This window comes from Nonomuraea sp. CX421 (genome assembly GCF_059358955.1).
The window spans coordinates 214,335-229,890 of the sequence record NZ_JCADBK010000007.1 but is presented as its reverse complement, the minus strand read 5'-3'; the positions used below and the strand labels follow the sequence as shown (position 1 = coordinate 229,890).

General features: G+C 69.5%; 16 protein-coding genes and 1 tRNA gene. 14 read left to right on the top strand and 3 right to left on the bottom strand.

What is annotated here, in order from left to right:
* Nucleotides 1-46 precede the first annotated feature (46 nt).
* The 13 genes from eno (at nt 47) to AC5L3X_RS15930 (ending at nt 10,258) form a co-directional block, all read left to right on the top strand.
* The gene (eno, locus tag AC5L3X_RS15990) at nt 47-1,324 is read left to right on the top strand and encodes a phosphopyruvate hydratase (RefSeq protein WP_189124105.1); all 1,278 of its coding nucleotides are present in this window, start codon (nt 47-49) and stop codon (nt 1,322-1,324) included.
* A gap of 59 nt (nt 1,325-1,383) precedes the next feature.
* Nucleotides 1,384-1,803, top strand: coding sequence for an FtsB family cell division protein (locus AC5L3X_RS15985; RefSeq protein WP_494857649.1), 420 nt, complete (start codon nt 1,384-1,386; stop codon nt 1,801-1,803).
* Nucleotides 1,804-1,867: 64 nt separating this feature from the next.
* Nucleotides 1,868-2,299, top strand: coding sequence for a DUF501 domain-containing protein (locus tag AC5L3X_RS15980; protein WP_225263099.1), 432 nt, complete (start codon nt 1,868-1,870; stop codon nt 2,297-2,299).
* A complete protein-coding gene (locus AC5L3X_RS15975) occupies nt 2,290-3,234 on the top strand; it encodes a Ppx/GppA phosphatase family protein (RefSeq protein ID WP_494857647.1) in 945 nt (314 codons plus the stop codon). Before AC5L3X_RS15980 ends, AC5L3X_RS15975 begins: the two co-directional genes overlap by 10 nt.
* A 175-nt stretch (nt 3,235-3,409) precedes the next feature.
* Complete coding sequence (locus tag AC5L3X_RS15970; RefSeq protein WP_494857645.1) at nt 3,410-4,873, top strand: hypothetical protein; 1,464 nt, start codon at nt 3,410-3,412, stop codon at nt 4,871-4,873.
* Nucleotides 4,874-4,996: 123 nt separating this feature from the next.
* Complete coding sequence (locus AC5L3X_RS15965) at nt 4,997-5,791, top strand: uracil-DNA glycosylase (protein WP_494857644.1); 795 nt, start codon at nt 4,997-4,999, stop codon at nt 5,789-5,791.
* Between the two features lie 98 nt (nt 5,792-5,889).
* Nucleotides 5,890-7,206, top strand: coding sequence for an NAD(P)/FAD-dependent oxidoreductase (locus tag AC5L3X_RS15960; RefSeq protein ID WP_189124111.1), 1,317 nt, complete (start codon nt 5,890-5,892; stop codon nt 7,204-7,206).
* 82 nt (nt 7,207-7,288) lie between these two features.
* Nucleotides 7,289-7,801: a glycine cleavage system transcriptional repressor gene (locus AC5L3X_RS15955; protein WP_494857642.1), complete on the top strand. Its 513-nt coding sequence runs from the start codon at nt 7,289-7,291 to the stop codon at nt 7,799-7,801.
* On the top strand, nt 7,798-8,322 hold the full coding sequence (locus AC5L3X_RS15950) for a peptide deformylase (RefSeq protein WP_494857640.1): 525 nt from the start codon (nt 7,798-7,800) through the stop codon (nt 8,320-8,322). Before AC5L3X_RS15955 ends, AC5L3X_RS15950 begins: the two co-directional genes overlap by 4 nt.
* Nucleotides 8,323-8,371: 49 nt before the next feature.
* Nucleotides 8,372-8,444, top strand: a tRNA-Leu gene (locus AC5L3X_RS15945).
* Between the two features lie 168 nt (nt 8,445-8,612).
* Nucleotides 8,613-9,404, top strand: a complete 792-nt coding sequence (locus AC5L3X_RS15940) for a Bax inhibitor-1/YccA family protein (RefSeq protein ID WP_494857638.1) — start codon at nt 8,613-8,615, stop codon at nt 9,402-9,404.
* A 156-nt stretch (nt 9,405-9,560) separates the two neighbouring features.
* Nucleotides 9,561-9,794, top strand: a complete 234-nt coding sequence (locus AC5L3X_RS15935) for a DUF4287 domain-containing protein (protein ID WP_189124115.1) — start codon at nt 9,561-9,563, stop codon at nt 9,792-9,794.
* Between the two features lie 53 nt (nt 9,795-9,847).
* Nucleotides 9,848-10,258, top strand: a complete 411-nt coding sequence (locus AC5L3X_RS15930) for a PPOX class F420-dependent oxidoreductase (protein WP_494857636.1) — start codon at nt 9,848-9,850, stop codon at nt 10,256-10,258.
* A 75-nt stretch (nt 10,259-10,333) separates the two neighbouring features.
* On the opposite strand, the gene AC5L3X_RS15925 is transcribed toward AC5L3X_RS15930, so the two are convergent.
* The 3 genes from AC5L3X_RS15925 to AC5L3X_RS15915 all read right to left on the bottom strand — a co-directional run bounded on the left by AC5L3X_RS15925 (nt 10,334) and on the right by AC5L3X_RS15915 (nt 14,055).
* Nucleotides 10,334-11,551 carry an acetyl-CoA C-acetyltransferase gene (locus AC5L3X_RS15925; RefSeq protein ID WP_189124117.1) on the bottom strand — a complete coding sequence of 406 codons (1,218 nt, stop codon included), beginning with the start codon at nt 11,549-11,551 and terminating at the stop codon, nt 10,334-10,336.
* 117 nt (nt 11,552-11,668) lie between these two features.
* Complete coding sequence (locus AC5L3X_RS15920) at nt 11,669-13,012, bottom strand: outer membrane protein assembly factor BamB family protein (protein ID WP_494857634.1); 1,344 nt, start codon at nt 13,010-13,012, stop codon at nt 11,669-11,671.
* 59 nt (nt 13,013-13,071) lie between these two features.
* On the bottom strand, nt 13,072-14,055 hold the full coding sequence (locus AC5L3X_RS15915; protein WP_494857632.1) for an SGNH/GDSL hydrolase family protein: 984 nt from the start codon (nt 14,053-14,055) through the stop codon (nt 13,072-13,074).
* Nucleotides 14,056-14,178: 123 nt separating this feature from the next.
* Between AC5L3X_RS15915 and AC5L3X_RS15910 the strand changes: the two genes are divergently transcribed.
* Complete coding sequence (locus AC5L3X_RS15910; RefSeq protein WP_189124119.1) at nt 14,179-15,549, top strand: cystathionine beta-synthase; 1,371 nt, start codon at nt 14,179-14,181, stop codon at nt 15,547-15,549.
* The last annotated feature ends 7 nt before the right edge of the window (nt 15,550-15,556 follow it).

Below are 15,556 nucleotides of genomic sequence, written 5' to 3'. Positions count from 1 at the left end.
GATAGGCTCTGAACGCATATTGCCTTTCGATTTAGGAGCGCATCCCGTGGCTACCATCGAGGTCGTTTACGCACGCGAGATCCTCGACTCCCGGGGCAACCCCACGGTCGAGGTCGAGGTGGTGCTCGACGACGGCAGCAGCGGCCGCGCGGCGGTGCCCAGTGGCGCGTCGACCGGTCAGTTCGAGGCGGTCGAGCTGCGCGACGGCGGCGAGCGCTATGCCGGCAAGGGTGTCGAGAAGGCCGTGCTGGCCGTCACCGACGAGATCTTCGACGAGGTCAACGGCGTCGAGGCCGAGGACCAGCGGATCATCGACCAGATCATGATCGACCTGGACGGGACGCCCAACAAGTCAAAGCTGGGCGCCAACGCCATCCTGGGCGTCTCGCTGGCCGTCGCCAAGGCCGCCGCCGACAGCGCCGACCTGCCGTTGTTCCGCTACCTCGGCGGGCCCAACGCCCACCTGCTGCCCGTGCCGATGATGAACATCCTCAACGGCGGCGCCCACGCCGACACCAACGTGGACATCCAGGAGTTCATGATCGCGCCGATCGGGGCCGAGACGTTCCGTGAGGCCGTGCGCATGGGCACCGAGGTCTACCACGCGCTCAAGGGCGTGCTGAAGGAGAAGGGCTACGCGACCGGGCTGGGCGACGAGGGCGGGTTCGCGCCCAACCTGCCGTCCAACCGCGACGCGCTCGACCTCATCCTGGTCGCGATCGAGCGGGCCGGCTACACGCCGGGCGAGGACGTCGCGCTGGCGCTCGACGTGGCCGCCTCCGAGTTCCATAAGGACGGCGTCTACACGATCGACGGCAAGGGCCTGTCGGCCCAGGAGCTCATCGCCTTCTACGCCGACCTGGTCGACAACTACCCGCTCGTCTCCATCGAGGACCCGCTCGACGAGGAGGACTGGGCCGGCTGGAAGGCCATCACCGAGGCGCTCGGCGACCGGGTCCAGCTCGTCGGCGACGACCTGTTCGTGACCAACCCCGAGCGGCTGGCCCGCGGCATCGAGCACGACACGGCCAACGCGCTGCTGGTCAAGGTCAACCAGATCGGCACCCTGACCGAGACGCTCGACGCGGTCGACCTGGCCCACCGCAGCGGCTACCGCTGCATGATGAGCCACCGCTCGGGCGAGACCGAGGACACGACGATCGCCGACCTGGCCGTGGCCGTCAACTGCGGCCAGATCAAGACCGGCGCGCCCGCCCGCTCCGACCGGGTGGCCAAGTACAACCAACTGCTGCGCATCGAGGAGACCCTCGACGAGGCCGCACGCTACGCGGGTCGCGCGGCCTTCCCGCGGTTCCGGCGCTAGTTTCGGGTACGGCTCGCGGTGGCGGTCCGCCGCGGGCCGCTACCAAGGGGGGTGCGGCATTGGCGAAGAGACCACAGTTGACCGGACGGGCCGCGATCCTCGCGGTCGTGGTGTGCGCGATCGCGATGAGCCTGGCCTACCCTGTGCGCGAGTACATCGCCCAGCGGCGTGGCATCGCGGAGCTGAGGGCGGAGAAGGAACGGGTCGAGGCCGAGCGGCGGACACTGGACGCCCAGGCACGTCAGATCCAGGATCCCAACTGGATCAAGCGCACCGCCAAGGAGCGGCTCCACTACTGCGGCTCCGGCGAGAAGTGCTTCGTGGTGACGGACCCCGGGCTGGGTAAGGGGCAGGCCGTGGCGAAGCAGCCGGCCCCGGTGCCGCCGTGGTACCAAACGCTGTGGACGTCCGTCAAAGCCGCCGATTCGGGCACCGGTCTGCGGGCGGGCACAGGAGAGAAGGAGAGTGTTGAACAGTAGCGAGGCCCCGGCCGAGAGCGACGTCGAGGTGGTGCGCCGGCAGCTCGGGCGTCCGCCCCGAGGGATGCGCGGGGTCGCTCACAGATGCCCGTGCGGCAATCCCGACGTGGTCGAGACCGCGCCGCGGCTGCCCGACGGGTCGCCGTTTCCCACCCTCTACTACCTGACCTGCCCCCGGGCGGCCTCGGCGATCGGCACGCTGGAGGGCTCCGGCCTGATGCGCGAGATGCAGGCCAGACTGGCCACCGACCCCGAGCTGGCGGCCGCCTACCAGGCGGCCCACGACGGCTACGTCGCCAGGCGCGACCAGGTGGCCGAGGAGGAGGGCGTAGAGCCGTTGCCGCGCGGCATGCAGAGCACCGGGGGGATGCCGCTGCGGGTCAAGTGCCTGCACGCGCTCGTCGCGCACGAGCTGGCCGTGCCCGGCGCCAACCCGTTCGGCCGGGAGGCGCTCGACGCCCTCCCTGACTGGTGGAGTGACGGACCATGCGTGTAGCCGCTGTCGACTGTGGCACCAACTCGGTGCGCCTGCTGATCGCCGATGTCTCCGATGACACGCTCGTCGAGGTCGAGCGGCTGATGGAGATCGTCCGGCTGGGTCAGGGGGTCGACGAGACGGGCCGGTTGGCGCCCGAGGCGCTGGAGCGGACGTTCGGCGCGATGCGCGGCTACCGCAAGCTCATCGACCAGCACGGCGTGCGGCACACCAGGGTCGTGGCCACCAGCGCGACCCGCGACGCGGCCAACCGGCAGGAGTTCGTCGACGGTGTGCGCGAGATCTTCGGGGTCGAGCCCGAGGTGGTCACCGGCGGTGAGGAGGCCGAGCTCTCGTTCACGGGCGCGACCAGGGGGCTGCTCAGCCTGTCGCCCGAGACCGGGCTGCCGGAGGGCCCGCTGCCGCCCTACCTGGTGGTCGACATCGGTGGCGGCTCGACCGAGTTCGTGGTCGGTTCGCGACACGTCGACGGCGCGGTCTCGGTCGACATCGGGTGCGTGCGACTGACCGAGCGGCACCTGCGCGAGGCGGGCGACCCGCCGTCGGCGACCGCGCTTGAGGCGGTGGTGGCCGACATCGAGGCGGCGCTCGACCGCGTGGCGGAGGCGGTGCCGGTCCAGGAGGCCCACACGCTGGTGGGGCTGGCCGGCTCGGTGACGACGGTCGCGGGCATCGCGCTCGACCTGCCCGCCTACGACCCGGAGCGGATCCACCACTCGCGCATCGCCGCGGGTCAGGTGCACGACGTCACCCGCCGGCTGCTGGCGATGACCCATGACGAGCGGGCCCGCATACCCGTGATGCATCCGGGACGGGTGGACGTCATCGGGACGGGTGCGCTGATTCTTGATCAGATTGTGAGACGTTTCGGGTTTACGCAGGTTGTCGTGAGTGAGCACGACATTCTTGATGGAATCGCCTGGTCAATCACTTAAAATCCGGTCAAATTGGGGCATTTCGGGATTCATGCCGTAGTTGAGCACGCGATCACTTTTGTGCTTAGGTAAAGGAGCATTACGGGGGCTTTGCCATATTGCCGGACACGGATGATGTCGGCGTGGCGACCGTTCCCGAGCGCATCTTTTCCCTCACGGAATGGAGCACTCTCCCATGATGTCCTCTCCCTTAGCACGGAAAGCGGTGGCGTTCGGCGCCTCCACTGTCGTGCTGGCCGGCATGGTGGCGGCACTGGCCGCCGGTCCCGCCCAGGCCGGCCCGAAGGTGGGACAGGCCGGCCCGGCCGCCGCCCAGGCCGGCCCGAAGAAGCCGCAGCCGAAGGTCTCGGTCTCCACCCCCAAGGCTACGCAGCGCGACTATGCGGGGGCCTGTCCCATCAAGGTCAACGTCTCCGCCAAGATCAGCGTCAAGGCGACCGGCAAGACCACGCTGGCCTACCGCTGGCTGCACGGTGACGGGTCCAAGAGCAAGGTCAAGACCGTCCGGGTCAAGGGCCACGGCACCAAGACCGTCACGGTCAAGCAGTCGGCCACGTTCAAGGACGACGTCAAGAAGGGCTGGGAGGCCGTACAGGTTCTCAGCCCCCGCAAGGTGACCTCCAAGAAGGGCTACTTCTCGGTCACCTGCGCCAAGGTCGTCGAGCTGAAGGAGGTCACCAAGGTCTCCGTCCGCGCGTGGGCGAGCCCGAGTTCCTACGTCGGCTCCTGCACTCCGGGCACCAAGATCGACTTCACCGGCCTGATCAGGGTCAGCGACCCGTCCTGGGTCCGCTACCGCTGGATCCTCAACGGCAAGGTCGTCGACTACGGCAAGACCAAGGTGTGGCGCTCCAAGAAGGTCGGCTTCGGCATCTCCCCGCGCAGCAGCGAGCACGGCTACGCGGTGCTCCAGGTGCTCGGCCCTGACCGCGCCTACTCCAACAAGGCCCACTACAAGGTCCTGTGCAAGACCGAGGCTCCGGCCACCCGCGTCGCCGTCACCGACCTGGTCACCGCGACCAACCACGACGGCTGCAAGGTCGGCGCGCACGCCGTCGTCCGGTCGACCGGCCCCGGCCGCGTCGAGTACGTGTGGTCGCTGAACGGCCAGCGCGTCCTCAGGGGCGACACCGTGTTCAACCACGGTGGCAAGCGCACCGTCACGCTGCCGGAGAAGGTCCTGACCGGCGCCGCGACCAAGGGCGGCAAGATCACGCTGACGGTCTTCGGGCCGCGCAACAGCGACTCGATCACGCAGTCCTACGCCGCCTGCGAGGCCCCGAAGCCGACCGTGTCGGTCTCGGCGGTCACGGTGGCGGGTCAGCGCAACGAGATGTGCGCTGACAAGCGGGGTCCCGGCGTCGACTTCAAGGCGACCCTCACCAGCACCGGCCCGACCACCGTCAAGTACTACTGGGTGGTCAACGGCAAGCGCGACCACAACACGCTCGAGCGCCAGGTCAACGGCAGCCTCGACGTGCAGTGGGGCGTGGGCGGCACCCATGGTGCCTCGGTGACCTCGGGCTCGATCGAGCTCGTCGTCATCAGCCCCAACGCGACCTCGTCGGGCGCTGCGCAGTTCACGGCGACGTGCCCGGCGCCGTCCACCCCGGCGCCGGCGACCACGCCGTCCGCCTGATCGGTCTCTCCGACCGGTTGACCTGACCGGGCGGCGCCCCTGTGGCGCCGCCCGGCTTTTCATGTGCCGCGACCGCTCCGCCCTGGTCCGAGGAAGTCCGGCCGATCGGGCACCATCGATGTCATGAGCTTCGTACCTCCCGGCACCGGCTGGCCGGACGATCCGGCGACCGCCGACACCCCGGTCGCCCATGACCCCGCCGACGTCCGCCGCCTCGCCGCCACCAGCCCCACCCTCGCGGAGCTCACCGCCCGGATGTCCGTCTGCCGCGCCTGCGCCCGCCTGGTGGAGTGGCGCGAGGAGACCGCCCGGGTGAAGCGGCGGGCGTTCGCGGACGAGACCTACTGGGGCCGGCCGATCGCGGGCTGGGGCGACGACCACCCGCGCATCCTGATCGTCGGGCTCGCGCCGGCCGCGCACGGGGGCAACCGGACCGGGCGGATCTTCACCGGTGACCGCAGTGGCGACTGGCTGTTCGCCTCACTGCATCGCTGCGGCCTGGCCGTACAGGAGACCAGTGAGCACGCGGGCGACGGCCAGAAGCTCATCGGCGCGCGGATGCTGGCGTCCGTGCGGTGCGCGCCGCCCGCCAACAAGCCCACGCCGGACGAGCGTGACACCTGCCGGCCGTGGATGGCGCGCGAGCTGGCCATGGTGGCGTCGAGCGTGCGGGCCGTCGTCGCGCTCGGCGGGTTCGCCTGGCAGGCCATGTGGCCGGCGCTGAAGGAGGCCGGCTACGGCCTGCCGCACAGCAGGCCGCCGTTCGGGCACGGGGTGGAGGTCCCGGCGACGTACGGCGAGGCGCCCGTGACCCTGATGGGCTGCTATCACCCCAGCCAGCAGAACACGTTCACCGGCCGGGTGACGGCGCCGATGCTCGACGACATCTTCACCAGGGCCGCCACTCTGGCGCTGTGACGCGCATGACAGGTCACGGATTGGTAATAGGCCGGTCTCATGACGTAGGCTATTTGTGAAAGCTTTCACAAGCATTCCCATGAGGGTGGGCCCGAAGGATGACCAAGCACATTCTGATCGTCGGCGGCGGCTACGTCGGCCTGTACACCGCGCTGAGACTGCAGCGCAGACTCCACCGTGAGCTGCGCGACGGACAGGTGCGCATCACCATCATCGACCCCCAGTCCTACATGACCTACCAGCCGTTCCTGCCGGAGGCGGCGGCCGGCAACCTCTCGCCCCGGCACGTGGTCGCGCCGCTGCGGCGGGTGCTGCCCAAGGTCCGGATCCTCAACGGCGCCGTCACCCGGGTCGACCACGCCGAGCGCACCGTCACCTTCCAGCCCGCCGAGGGCGAGGCGCGGCGGATCGGCTACGACCTCATCGTGATGGCGGCCGGCTCGATCTCGCGCACCCTGCCGATCCCCGGTCTCACCGACATCGGCATCGGGCTCAAGACCGTGGGCGAGGCCATCGCGCTGCGCAACCGGGTGCTGCACCTGCTTGATGTGGCCGAGTCCACCGACGATCCCGAGGTGCGGCGCCGCGCGCTCACGTTCGTCGTGGTCGGCGCGGGCTTCGCGGGCGTCGAGGTGCTGGCCGAGCTGGAGGACATGGCCCGCGACTCGACGCGCTACTACCGCAACATCAAGCCGTCCGACATCCGCTGGGTGCTCGTCGAGGCCACCAGGCGGGTGCTGCCCGAGGTCGGCCCCGAGATGGGCAAGTGGACGCTGGAGCAGCTGCGCGAGCGGGGGATCGAGGTCAAGCTCGACACCCGCCTGGAGTCGTGCGTCGGCGGCCACGTGGTGCTCTCCGACGGCTCGGCGTTCGACGCCGAGACCCTCGTGTGGACCGCCGGGGTCAAGCCGAGCACGGTCGTGAACGCCAGCGACCTGCCGCTCGACGAGCGCGGCCGGATCAAGACGACCACCATGCTGACCGTCGCGGGCACCCCTGACGCCTTCGCCGCCGGCGACGCGGCGGGCGTGCCCGACGTCACCAATCCGGGTCAGTACTGCGCGCCGAACGCCCAGCACGCGGTGCGCCAGGCCAAGGTGCTCGCCGACAACATCGTCCGCCGGCTACGCGGCGAGCAACTCGTCGAATACCGCCACAAGTATGTCGGATCGGTCGCCGGTCTCGGCCTGCACCAGGGTGTCGCGAACGTCTACGGGGTCAAGCTTCGCGGATTCCCTGCGTGGTTCATGCACCGGACCTACCATCTGTCGCGGGTGCCGACGCTGAACCGCAAGGTCCGTGTCGTCGTCGACTGGACCCTCGCACTCTTCTTCAAGCGGGAGACCATCTCGCTGGGTGAGATGGAACACCCGCGCGACGGGTTCAGGGCAGCCGTGGCGACGACCCATCGCTAGTCCTGCAACGGCAGCGCCCCGGCGTCCTCGCGCCGGGGCGTTCTCGGCGCCCGCGAGATCTCGGACGAGAGGGGATCCTCGGGTGGGGCTCTCTGCGGTGACCGTGCTCGGCGTCGACCGGCCCGGCGTCATCGCCGCGGTCACCGGCTCGCTCGCCGACTGCGGAGCGAACATTCAGGACTCGACGATGACCCTGCTCGGCGGCCACGTGGCGATGATGCTGCTGGTCTCGGGCGACCTCAGCCCGGAGCAACTCGTCAAGCAACTGGACACCCTCGACCTGGTGGTGACCGCCTCGGCCGTCGACGCCCGCCGCCACTTCGGCTGCAAGGCCGGGGGGCTCGGCTACGTGCTGACCCTCCACGGCCCCGACCGGCCGGGCATCATCTCCGCCGTCAGCGGCGTGCTCGCCTCGGTCGGCGGCAACATCACCGGCATGAGCACCCGGCTCACCGGACGCCTCTACGTGCTCATCGCCGACGTCGACATCCCCGAGCCGGTCGACGTGGCCGCGCTCATGTGCGACCTGGCCACCGTGGGCTCGGGTCTCGACCTCGAGATCACCTTCCGCCCCGTCGAACCGGACCTGCTGTGAAGAGGGCCGCCGGCCAGGCGCGCCACGTGCTCGACGCCCCGCACCCGATCCTGTCCACGCCCGCCGAGCAGGTCGATCCCGCCGACCCGAACGTCGTCGCCGCCGCGGCCGACCTGCTCGCCACCCTGCGCGTCGAGCCGAGCCTGACCGGCCTGGCCGCGCCCCAGATCGGGCTGAGCTGGCGGCTGATCGCCTTCGACGCGCGCCGCCACCCCCGCAGCCGGTCGGGGGCGGGCGAGCTCGTCGTGGTCAACCCGCTGCTTGCCCAGGCCGCCGGTTGGCGCGGCGGGCGCGAGGGCTGCGCCTCCATCACCGGTCTCACCGCGGAGGTACGCCGCGCGACCCGCATCACCGTGCACGGACGGCTACCGGGCACGGGCGATCCGGTCACCATCGATGCCGATTCTTTCGAAGCTCGGTGTATTCAGCACCAACTGGACCATCTAGACGGTTTACTCTTCCTTGACAGAGTCCCCAGGGCTCTGGCACTTCACCGCAAACTTCACAGTTGTGACAGCTGATGCGAAGTTGTGCTCCTCGGGAGCATGGTCCCTTTCGTATGATTGCGGCGCCCCCGTAGCCCAATGGCAGAGGCAAACCCCTTAAAAGGGTTGACGTGCGGGTTCGAATCCCGCCGGGGGCACCGGCCTCTACCCCTGGCGAACCGATCTTTCACCCGTCACCCTCGACCTGGGAACTTCACCGGCGAGACGTTCGTTCTCTCGCTGCTGAAGTCTCGAAACCACATAGATCTGAGCGCGAGTCGACCTTGGCGACGCCGGGTCTCGTAGGCTCGGCGCAGGAGGCATCGATGGAGAGTAGAAACCCCGTTTTCAACAGGTCCCGGCAGCGGCCCGGGGCATGGGCGCCCCCCGCCCCGACCCCCGACCAGTTGCAGCACATGTACGACTCCCCGTCGTACGCACCCCCGGCGGGGCCCGCCTACCGCACGATGACGATCGACGACGTCGTGGTCCGCGGGTTCATGACCCTGGGCACGCTCGTCGCTACCGCCGCCGTGGCGTGGTACTTCCAGGTCCCGATGGCCGTGGCCGTCGGCGCGGCGATCGTCGCCCTGGTGCTGGGGCTGATCGCCTCGTTCAAGCAGAGCACCAGCCCGGCCCTCATCCTGGCCTACGCCGCGTTCGAGGGCGTCTTCCTGGGCGCGCTCAGCAGCCTCTTCGAGTCGTTCTTCAACGGCATCGTGCTGCAGGCGATCCTCGGCACCGCGTTCGCCTTCGGCGGCGTGCTGACCGTCTACGCGCTGCGCATCGTGCGCGTCACACCCAAGCTCACCAAGTTCGTCATCGCGGCGGCCATCGCGGCGATCGGCCTGATGGTGGTCAACCTGCTCGTCGGCTTCTTCGTCGACGGCGGCATCGGCATCCGCACCGACTCACCGCTCGGCTGGATCTTCAGCATCGCGATGATCCTGCTCGGCTGCTTCTTCCTGCTGCTCGACTTCGACGCCGTCGAGCAGGGCGTCAAGCAGGGCGCCCCTGAGAAGTTCGCCTGGCAGTGCGCGTTCGGCCTGACGCTGAGCCTGGTCTGGATCTACCTCGAGGTGCTGCGCTTCATCAGCTACTTCAGCGGCAACGACTGAGACTCGACGGTGCAGAGGGGCCTCGCCGATCCGGCGGGGCCCCTCTGCTGTCTCAAGCATGAACTTCATGTAACGAATTGGTGCCGACTTGGGGGTTGCCTTTCCGGTGGCGGTGTTGCAGTGTCGAGCAAAGGACCTTAATCCGTGGAGGTGCCCATGTCCTTGAACCACTCACCGGAGACGCAGATCAAGCTCATCGCAAGGGTCCCGACGATAACGGGACGCCAGCTCCCCGAGTGGTTCCAAGCCATCGACAACGGTCCGTCGTTCCTCAGATGTGATGAGCGGGCCAACTGGCTCGCCGACGAGCACGGGCTGACCCACGGCTACGCCGCCGCGATCGTCCACGAACACGAGCGGCACCGCCGCAATCGCATGGGCTTCATCTAGAGGCTCCCACATGCGCGCCCGCGCCTGAGGCGCGGGCGCGTCATCATGGGGGGATGGATCTAGACAAGGCACGAGAGTTCCTCCGGCACAACCACCGCGCAGTGCTGCAGACCAGACGTGGCGACGGCGGCGCGCAGTTGTCGCCGGTGACGGTCGGCGTCGACGCCGACGGCCACGTGGTCATCAGCACCCGGGAGACGGCGGTCAAAACACGGAATGTCCGCCGTGATCCCCACGTGTCGATCTGCGCCTTCACCGACGCGTTCTTCGGTGAGTGGGTCCAGGTCGACGGCCAGGCCGAGGTCATCTCGCTGCCGGAGGCCATGGACCATCTGGTCACCTACTATCGCGACATCGCGGGCGAGCACCCCGACTGGGACGACTACCGGGCCGCGATGATCCGCGAACGCCGCGTCATCCTTCGGGTCAGGCTGACCCGCGCCGGCCCCGACGTCCAGGGCTAGCCCGTCCAGGGTTGGCCGTTCAAGGGTGGGCGGCAGGTCGCCCCGGCCGTCCGAAGGCCGGGGCGAGACCGGCCGCTAGCCCAGCCGCTCCAGGATCATGGCCATGCCCTGGCCGCCGCCGACGCACATGGTCTCGAGCCCGATGGACTTGTCGTGGTGCTGGAGGCTGTTGATCAGCGTGGAGGTGATGCGGGCCCCGGTCATGCCGAACGGGTGCCCCACCGCGATCGCGCCGCCGTTGACGTTGACGCGGTCGAGGTCGATGCCCAGCTCCCGGTAGGAGGGGATGACCTGGGCCGCGAACGCCTCGTTGATCTCGACCAGGTCGATGTCCTCGATCGACATCCCGGCGCGGGCGAGCGCCTGCTTCGACGCCTCGACCGGGCCCAGGCCCATGATCTCGGGCGACAGGCCGGTGACCCCGGTGGACACGATCCGGGCCAGCGGCGTGATGCCGAGCTCGGCCGCCTTCACGTCGCTCATCACGATGACCGCCGCCGCGCCGTCGTTGAGCGGGCAGCAGTTGCCGGCCGTGACCGTGCCGTCGGGCCGGAAGACCGGCTTGAGCGTCGACACGGCCTCGTAGGTGGTGCCGGCGCGCGGCCCGTCGTCCTTGCTGACCACGGTGCCGTCGGGCAGCGTGGCCGGGGTGATGTCCTTCTGCCAGAAGCCGTCGGCCAGGGCCTTCTCGGCGAGGTTCTGGGAGCGTACGCCGAACTCGTCCTGCTCCTGGCGGGTGATGCCCTTGAGCTGGGCGAGGTTCTCGGCGGTCTGGCCCATGGCGATGTAGATGTCGGGCAGCGCGCCGTCGTCGCGCGGGTCGTGCCAGGTGTGCCCGCCCTCGGCGAAGGACTTGCTCCTGGCCACGGCGTCCTCGAAGAGAGGATTCTGCGTGTCGGGCAGCGAGTCGGAGTTGCCCTTGACGAAGCGCGAGACGGTCTCGACCCCGGCCGAGACGAAGACGTCACCCTCGCCCGCCTTGATCGCGTGGAAGGCCATCCTCGTGGTCTGCAGCGACGAGGAACAGTAGCGGGTGACCGTGGTGCCGGGCACGTTGTCCAGGCCCAGCATCACCGACACCACCCGGCCCATGTTGTAGCCCTGCTCACCGCCGGGCAGACCGCATCCCAGCATGATGTCGTCGATCGTGGTCGGGTCGAGCTGGGGCACCTTGTCCAGCGCGGCCCTGATCATCTGCAGGGTCAGGTTGTCGGGACGGATGTCCTTCAACGAACCCTTGAACGCACGGCCTATGGGAGAGCGTGCGGTCGCGACGATGACTGCCTCGGGCATGTGGCCCCTCCTTTGTCAGCACTCTTCTAGAACTATATTTCAGTATTGCCGACATGCCCGCCGCCCCCTTCCCGGTAATTTCCGGCCGATTTGCACGAACCTGTGAGATCGGAGCTTCTAGCCGTACATGCCCGGTGCCGTGACGGTGCTGTCGTTGAGGGCGTGCATCGCGCCCTTCTCGTCGCGCCACAGCCGCCAGCCGTCCTGGCTGCCTGTGTACCAGGCGGGCGGCGCCGACGAGCTCGGGACACGCTTGCCCGTCGCGAGGTCGTAGTCGCAGACGGCCGCGACCGAGTAGAAGCCGGGAGCCTGGCCGCGCAGCGGGAGGGGCTTGGGGTCGGTGACGCAGAACGACCAGCCGCGCTCCTCCTCGACCGGCACCTGGCGGCCCGTGGCCAGGTCGAAGGCCGTGCCCTTGGTGTCGTGCTGCAGGAAGCCCAGCTTCTGCATGCGGTCGGGGAAGGCCAGCCACCAGCCGGATCCCGGCACCTCCGAGGCGGTGATCTGGCCGACCACGCGCCCGGTGGCGGAGTCGAGCCTGGCGAACCCGCCGTAGGCGCCGTGCTGGTCGACCGGCCGGACCACCGGCGCCAGCCCTGGGCTGCCGCTCGGGTAGACGCGCACCACCGACGGGCGCATCCAGTTGACGGTGCCGTCGGCGATCTTGATAGAGAAGAGCCCGAACGCGGACGCCTTCTTGGTGCGCGGGTTGGTGTAGGGGGCGACGTAGCCGACCAGGTCGTCGCCGGTCGAACCGAAGGCCCAGCCGCCGGACAGGTCGATGCCGGGCCCGAGCGCCTGCTCGATCGGCTGCTGCCACTGCAGCTTGCCGGTCTTGAGCTCGTACGACTCGATCATGGGGCTGGACGAGAGCCGGAGCAGCAGCACGCGCTCGGCGTCGGACCACTCGACCTCGGCGATGCCGGGCAGTTTCCACATCAGCTTGCCGGTGGCCGGGTCGAGCACGACCACCCGCGCGGACGACAGCGCGGTCTGCTCCGGCAGGCAGACGTAGGGGCCGCAGCGCTGGGGGCCGAAGGTGGAGTGGACGGGCCTGGTCCACTGCTGCCTGCCGGTGCGGGCGTCGCGGGCGATGAGCGTGGCGTTCCACTGGCTCGTCCTGGCCGGGTCGAGCGCCACGACGACGGCCTGGTCCTTGCCGGTCGGCACGATGGCCGGGGCCGAGACGCCCATGCCCGGCAGCCGGCCCGCCATCGTGGCGGGATGGGCCCACAGCTTCTTGCCGTTGGCGAGGTCGAGCGCGGCGGTCTCCAGGGTGCCGTCGGGCTTCATGGACGTGGCCGTGACGACCCCGCCCGCGCTGGTCATCCGGCTGACGGCGTTGACCTCGGTGTTGTGCCAGGTGGGGAAGGCGGCCGTGGCGGCGTCGCTGTCGGAACAGCCGGCCAGGGCCAGGATCCCGGCGAGGGCCACGGCGGGTTTCGCGAGGGGCCGGAGCACGATCAATCCACTCCAAAGGGGACGGGGAGTGACGGCTCTGACGCGAAAGGTGACCGAGATCAGGTGTCGTTGAGCATCTCGCCGTCTCGCCTGCGGAACAACGTCGCCCATCTGCCGTGGGGACCCGTCGCCCGCCCTGCGACCCGGGTCGGGGACACCTCGGTGCCGGACTCCTCCGCGGCAGTGGCCGCCGCTAGGTAAATCGGTTGCAGTCCTTCGCCCAGCGCGGGTCGCGGCTCAGGCCACAATCCCAACGCAGCGCATACAGAAGGTAGCACCGCGTAAGCGGCCTGTGCGTAACCTCGGTCAGATGGATGGAAACGATCCGGTCCGAACATCTCGCCCGGATTTGTTGCGAATTCGGGACCCAGGAGGTCGGCGAACGCCACCGTACGCCCGCCCGCGTCGACCACCGCGACCGTCTGCGCGGCCGCCAGCTGGCGGCTCCAGCGCCTGGTCACCCAGCGCAGCGGCTGGGCGATGGGGCGCACCGTGCCGAGGTCGGGGCAGGTGCCCACCACCACCTCCGCGCCGGCCTCGCGCAGCCGCCGCACCGTCTTGGTGAGGTGGCGTACGGCCGTCGCCGGCGGTGTCTTCGTGACCACGTCGTTGGCGCCGACGAAGACGACGGCCACGTCGGGCCTGAGCCGCACCGCCTTGTCCACCTGCTCGGTCAGCTCCGCCGACGAGGCGCCCGACTTGCCGAACACGCCGAGCCGCACCGGTCGTTCGGCGATGGCGGCCAGGCCGTTGGCGATCAGCACGGCCGGGGTCTTGCCCGGCTCGCTCACGCCCAGGCCTATCGACGTCGAATCGCCCAGCATGACCAGGGTGAGCGGGACGCCGGGGAACTCACCGTAGAGGCCGTCGGAGGCCGGCCCCTCCAGCCCGTGCGGGCGGCCGATCACCTTGCGGGCCAGCATGCTCTCGGCGATCAGCAGGCCGTAGGCCGTGGCTCCGAGCGCGGTCAGGCCGCCGCCGCCGAGCGCGGCCGCTGTCGCGATCCTGCGTGCGGCTCGCGCCACACCCGCCGACCAGACCACGTGCCCTCCTCATCGGAACTCGACGGTAGCGTTTGCTTGAAACTAGCCGAGTGCCCGCCACCCATACGCGACCTCGGCATCCGGCAAGCTGATCAAGCTTCGGCAAAGAAGGTGAACACCTCGGTGCGCGTTTATGATTCCCTGGTCGAACTGATGGGCAACACACCCCTCGTCCGGCTGCACAAGGTCACTTCCGGCCTGCCCGCCCAGGTGCTCGCCAAGGTCGAGTACTTCAACCCCGGCGGCTCGGTGAAGGACCGCATCGCCGTACGCATGATCGAGGCGGCGGAGGCGTCCGGAGAGCTGCGCCCGGGCGGCGTGATCGTCGAGCCGACGTCCGGCAACACCGGCGTGGGCCTGGCCATCGTGGCCCAGCAGAAGGGCTACCGGTGCCTGTTCGTGGTGCCGGACAAGGTGGCCCAGGACAAGATCGCCGTGCTGCGGGCCTACGGGGCCGAGGTCGTGGTCTGCCCGACCGCGGTCGCTCCCGACCATCCCGAGTCCTACTACTCGGTCTCCGACCGGCTGGCCCGGGAGATTCCCAACGCCTGGAAGCCCGACCAGTACTCCAACGTCAACAACCCCGACTCCCACTACCACTCGACCGGCCCCGAGCTGTGGGAGCAGACCGAGGGCCGCATCACCCACTTCGTCACGGGCATCGGCACCGGGGGCACGATCAGTGGCACCGGCCGCTACCTCAAGGAGGTCTCCGGCGGCCGGGTGAAGGTCATCGGCGCCGACCCCGAGGGCTCCGTCTACTCCGGCGGCTCCGGCCGGCCCTACCTGGTCGAGGGGGTCGGCGAGGACATCTGGCCCGCCACCTACGACACCGGGATCTGCGACCGGATCATCGCCGTCTCCGACAAGGACTCCTTCAACATGACCCGCCGGCTGGCCCGCGAGGAGGGCCTGCTGGTCGGCGGCTCGTGCGGGATGGCCGTGGTCGCCGCGCTCCAGGTGGCCGCCGAGGCCGGGCCCGACGACGTGGTGGTCGTGCTGCTGCCCGACGGCGGCCGGGGCTACCTGTCGAAGATCTTCAACGACGACTGGATGGCCGACTACGGCTTCCTGACCACCTCGTCCGACGAGGGCCAGGTGGCCGACGTGCTGGCTCGCAAGGGGCCTGGGCTGCCGGAGTTCGTGCACGCGCACCCGCACGAGACGGTCGGCACGGCCATCTCGATCATGCGCGAATACTCGGTCTCGCAGTTGCCCGTGATGAAGGAGGAGCCGCCGGTCATGGCCGCCGAGGTGGTCGGCTCGATCGTCGAGCGCGACCTGCTGGAGGCGCTCTACCGCGGCAAGCTGTCGTCCGACGACCCGATCGGCGAGCACATGTCCTCACCGCTGCCCACGATCGGCGGGGGCGAGCCCGTGGCCCGCGCGGTCGAGGCGCTGGAGAAGGCGGACGCCGCGGTGGTGCTGGAAGAGGGCAAGCCCGTCGGGCTCATCACCCGGCAGGACCTGCTTGCCTTCCTGGCCAACCACTAGGAGCTCC

Bases quoted from the DNA above. Each gene is read 5' to 3' on its own strand.
- AC5L3X_RS15980 (WP_225263099.1), top strand. From the start codon at position 1,868: ATGCGCGGGGTCGCTCACAGATGCCCGTGCGGCAATCCCGACGTGGTC.
- AC5L3X_RS15975 (WP_494857647.1), top strand. From the start codon at position 2,290: ATGCGTGTAGCCGCTGTCGACTGTGGCACCAACTCGGTGCGCCTGCTG.
- AC5L3X_RS15965 (WP_494857644.1), top strand. From the start codon at position 4,997: ATGAGCTTCGTACCTCCCGGCACCGGCTGGCCGGACGATCCGGCGACC.
- AC5L3X_RS15925 (WP_189124117.1), bottom strand. From the start codon at position 11,551: ATGCCCGAGGCAGTCATCGTCGCGACCGCACGCTCTCCCATAGGCCGT.
- AC5L3X_RS15970 (WP_494857645.1), top strand. From the start codon at position 3,410: ATGATGTCCTCTCCCTTAGCACGGAAAGCGGTGGCGTTCGGCGCCTCC.
- AC5L3X_RS15960 (WP_189124111.1), top strand. From the start codon at position 5,890: ATGACCAAGCACATTCTGATCGTCGGCGGCGGCTACGTCGGCCTGTAC.
- AC5L3X_RS15935 (WP_189124115.1), top strand. From the start codon at position 9,561: ATGTCCTTGAACCACTCACCGGAGACGCAGATCAAGCTCATCGCAAGG.
- AC5L3X_RS15940 (WP_494857638.1), top strand. From the start codon at position 8,613: ATGGAGAGTAGAAACCCCGTTTTCAACAGGTCCCGGCAGCGGCCCGGG.
- AC5L3X_RS15930 (WP_494857636.1), top strand. From the start codon at position 9,848: ATGGATCTAGACAAGGCACGAGAGTTCCTCCGGCACAACCACCGCGCA.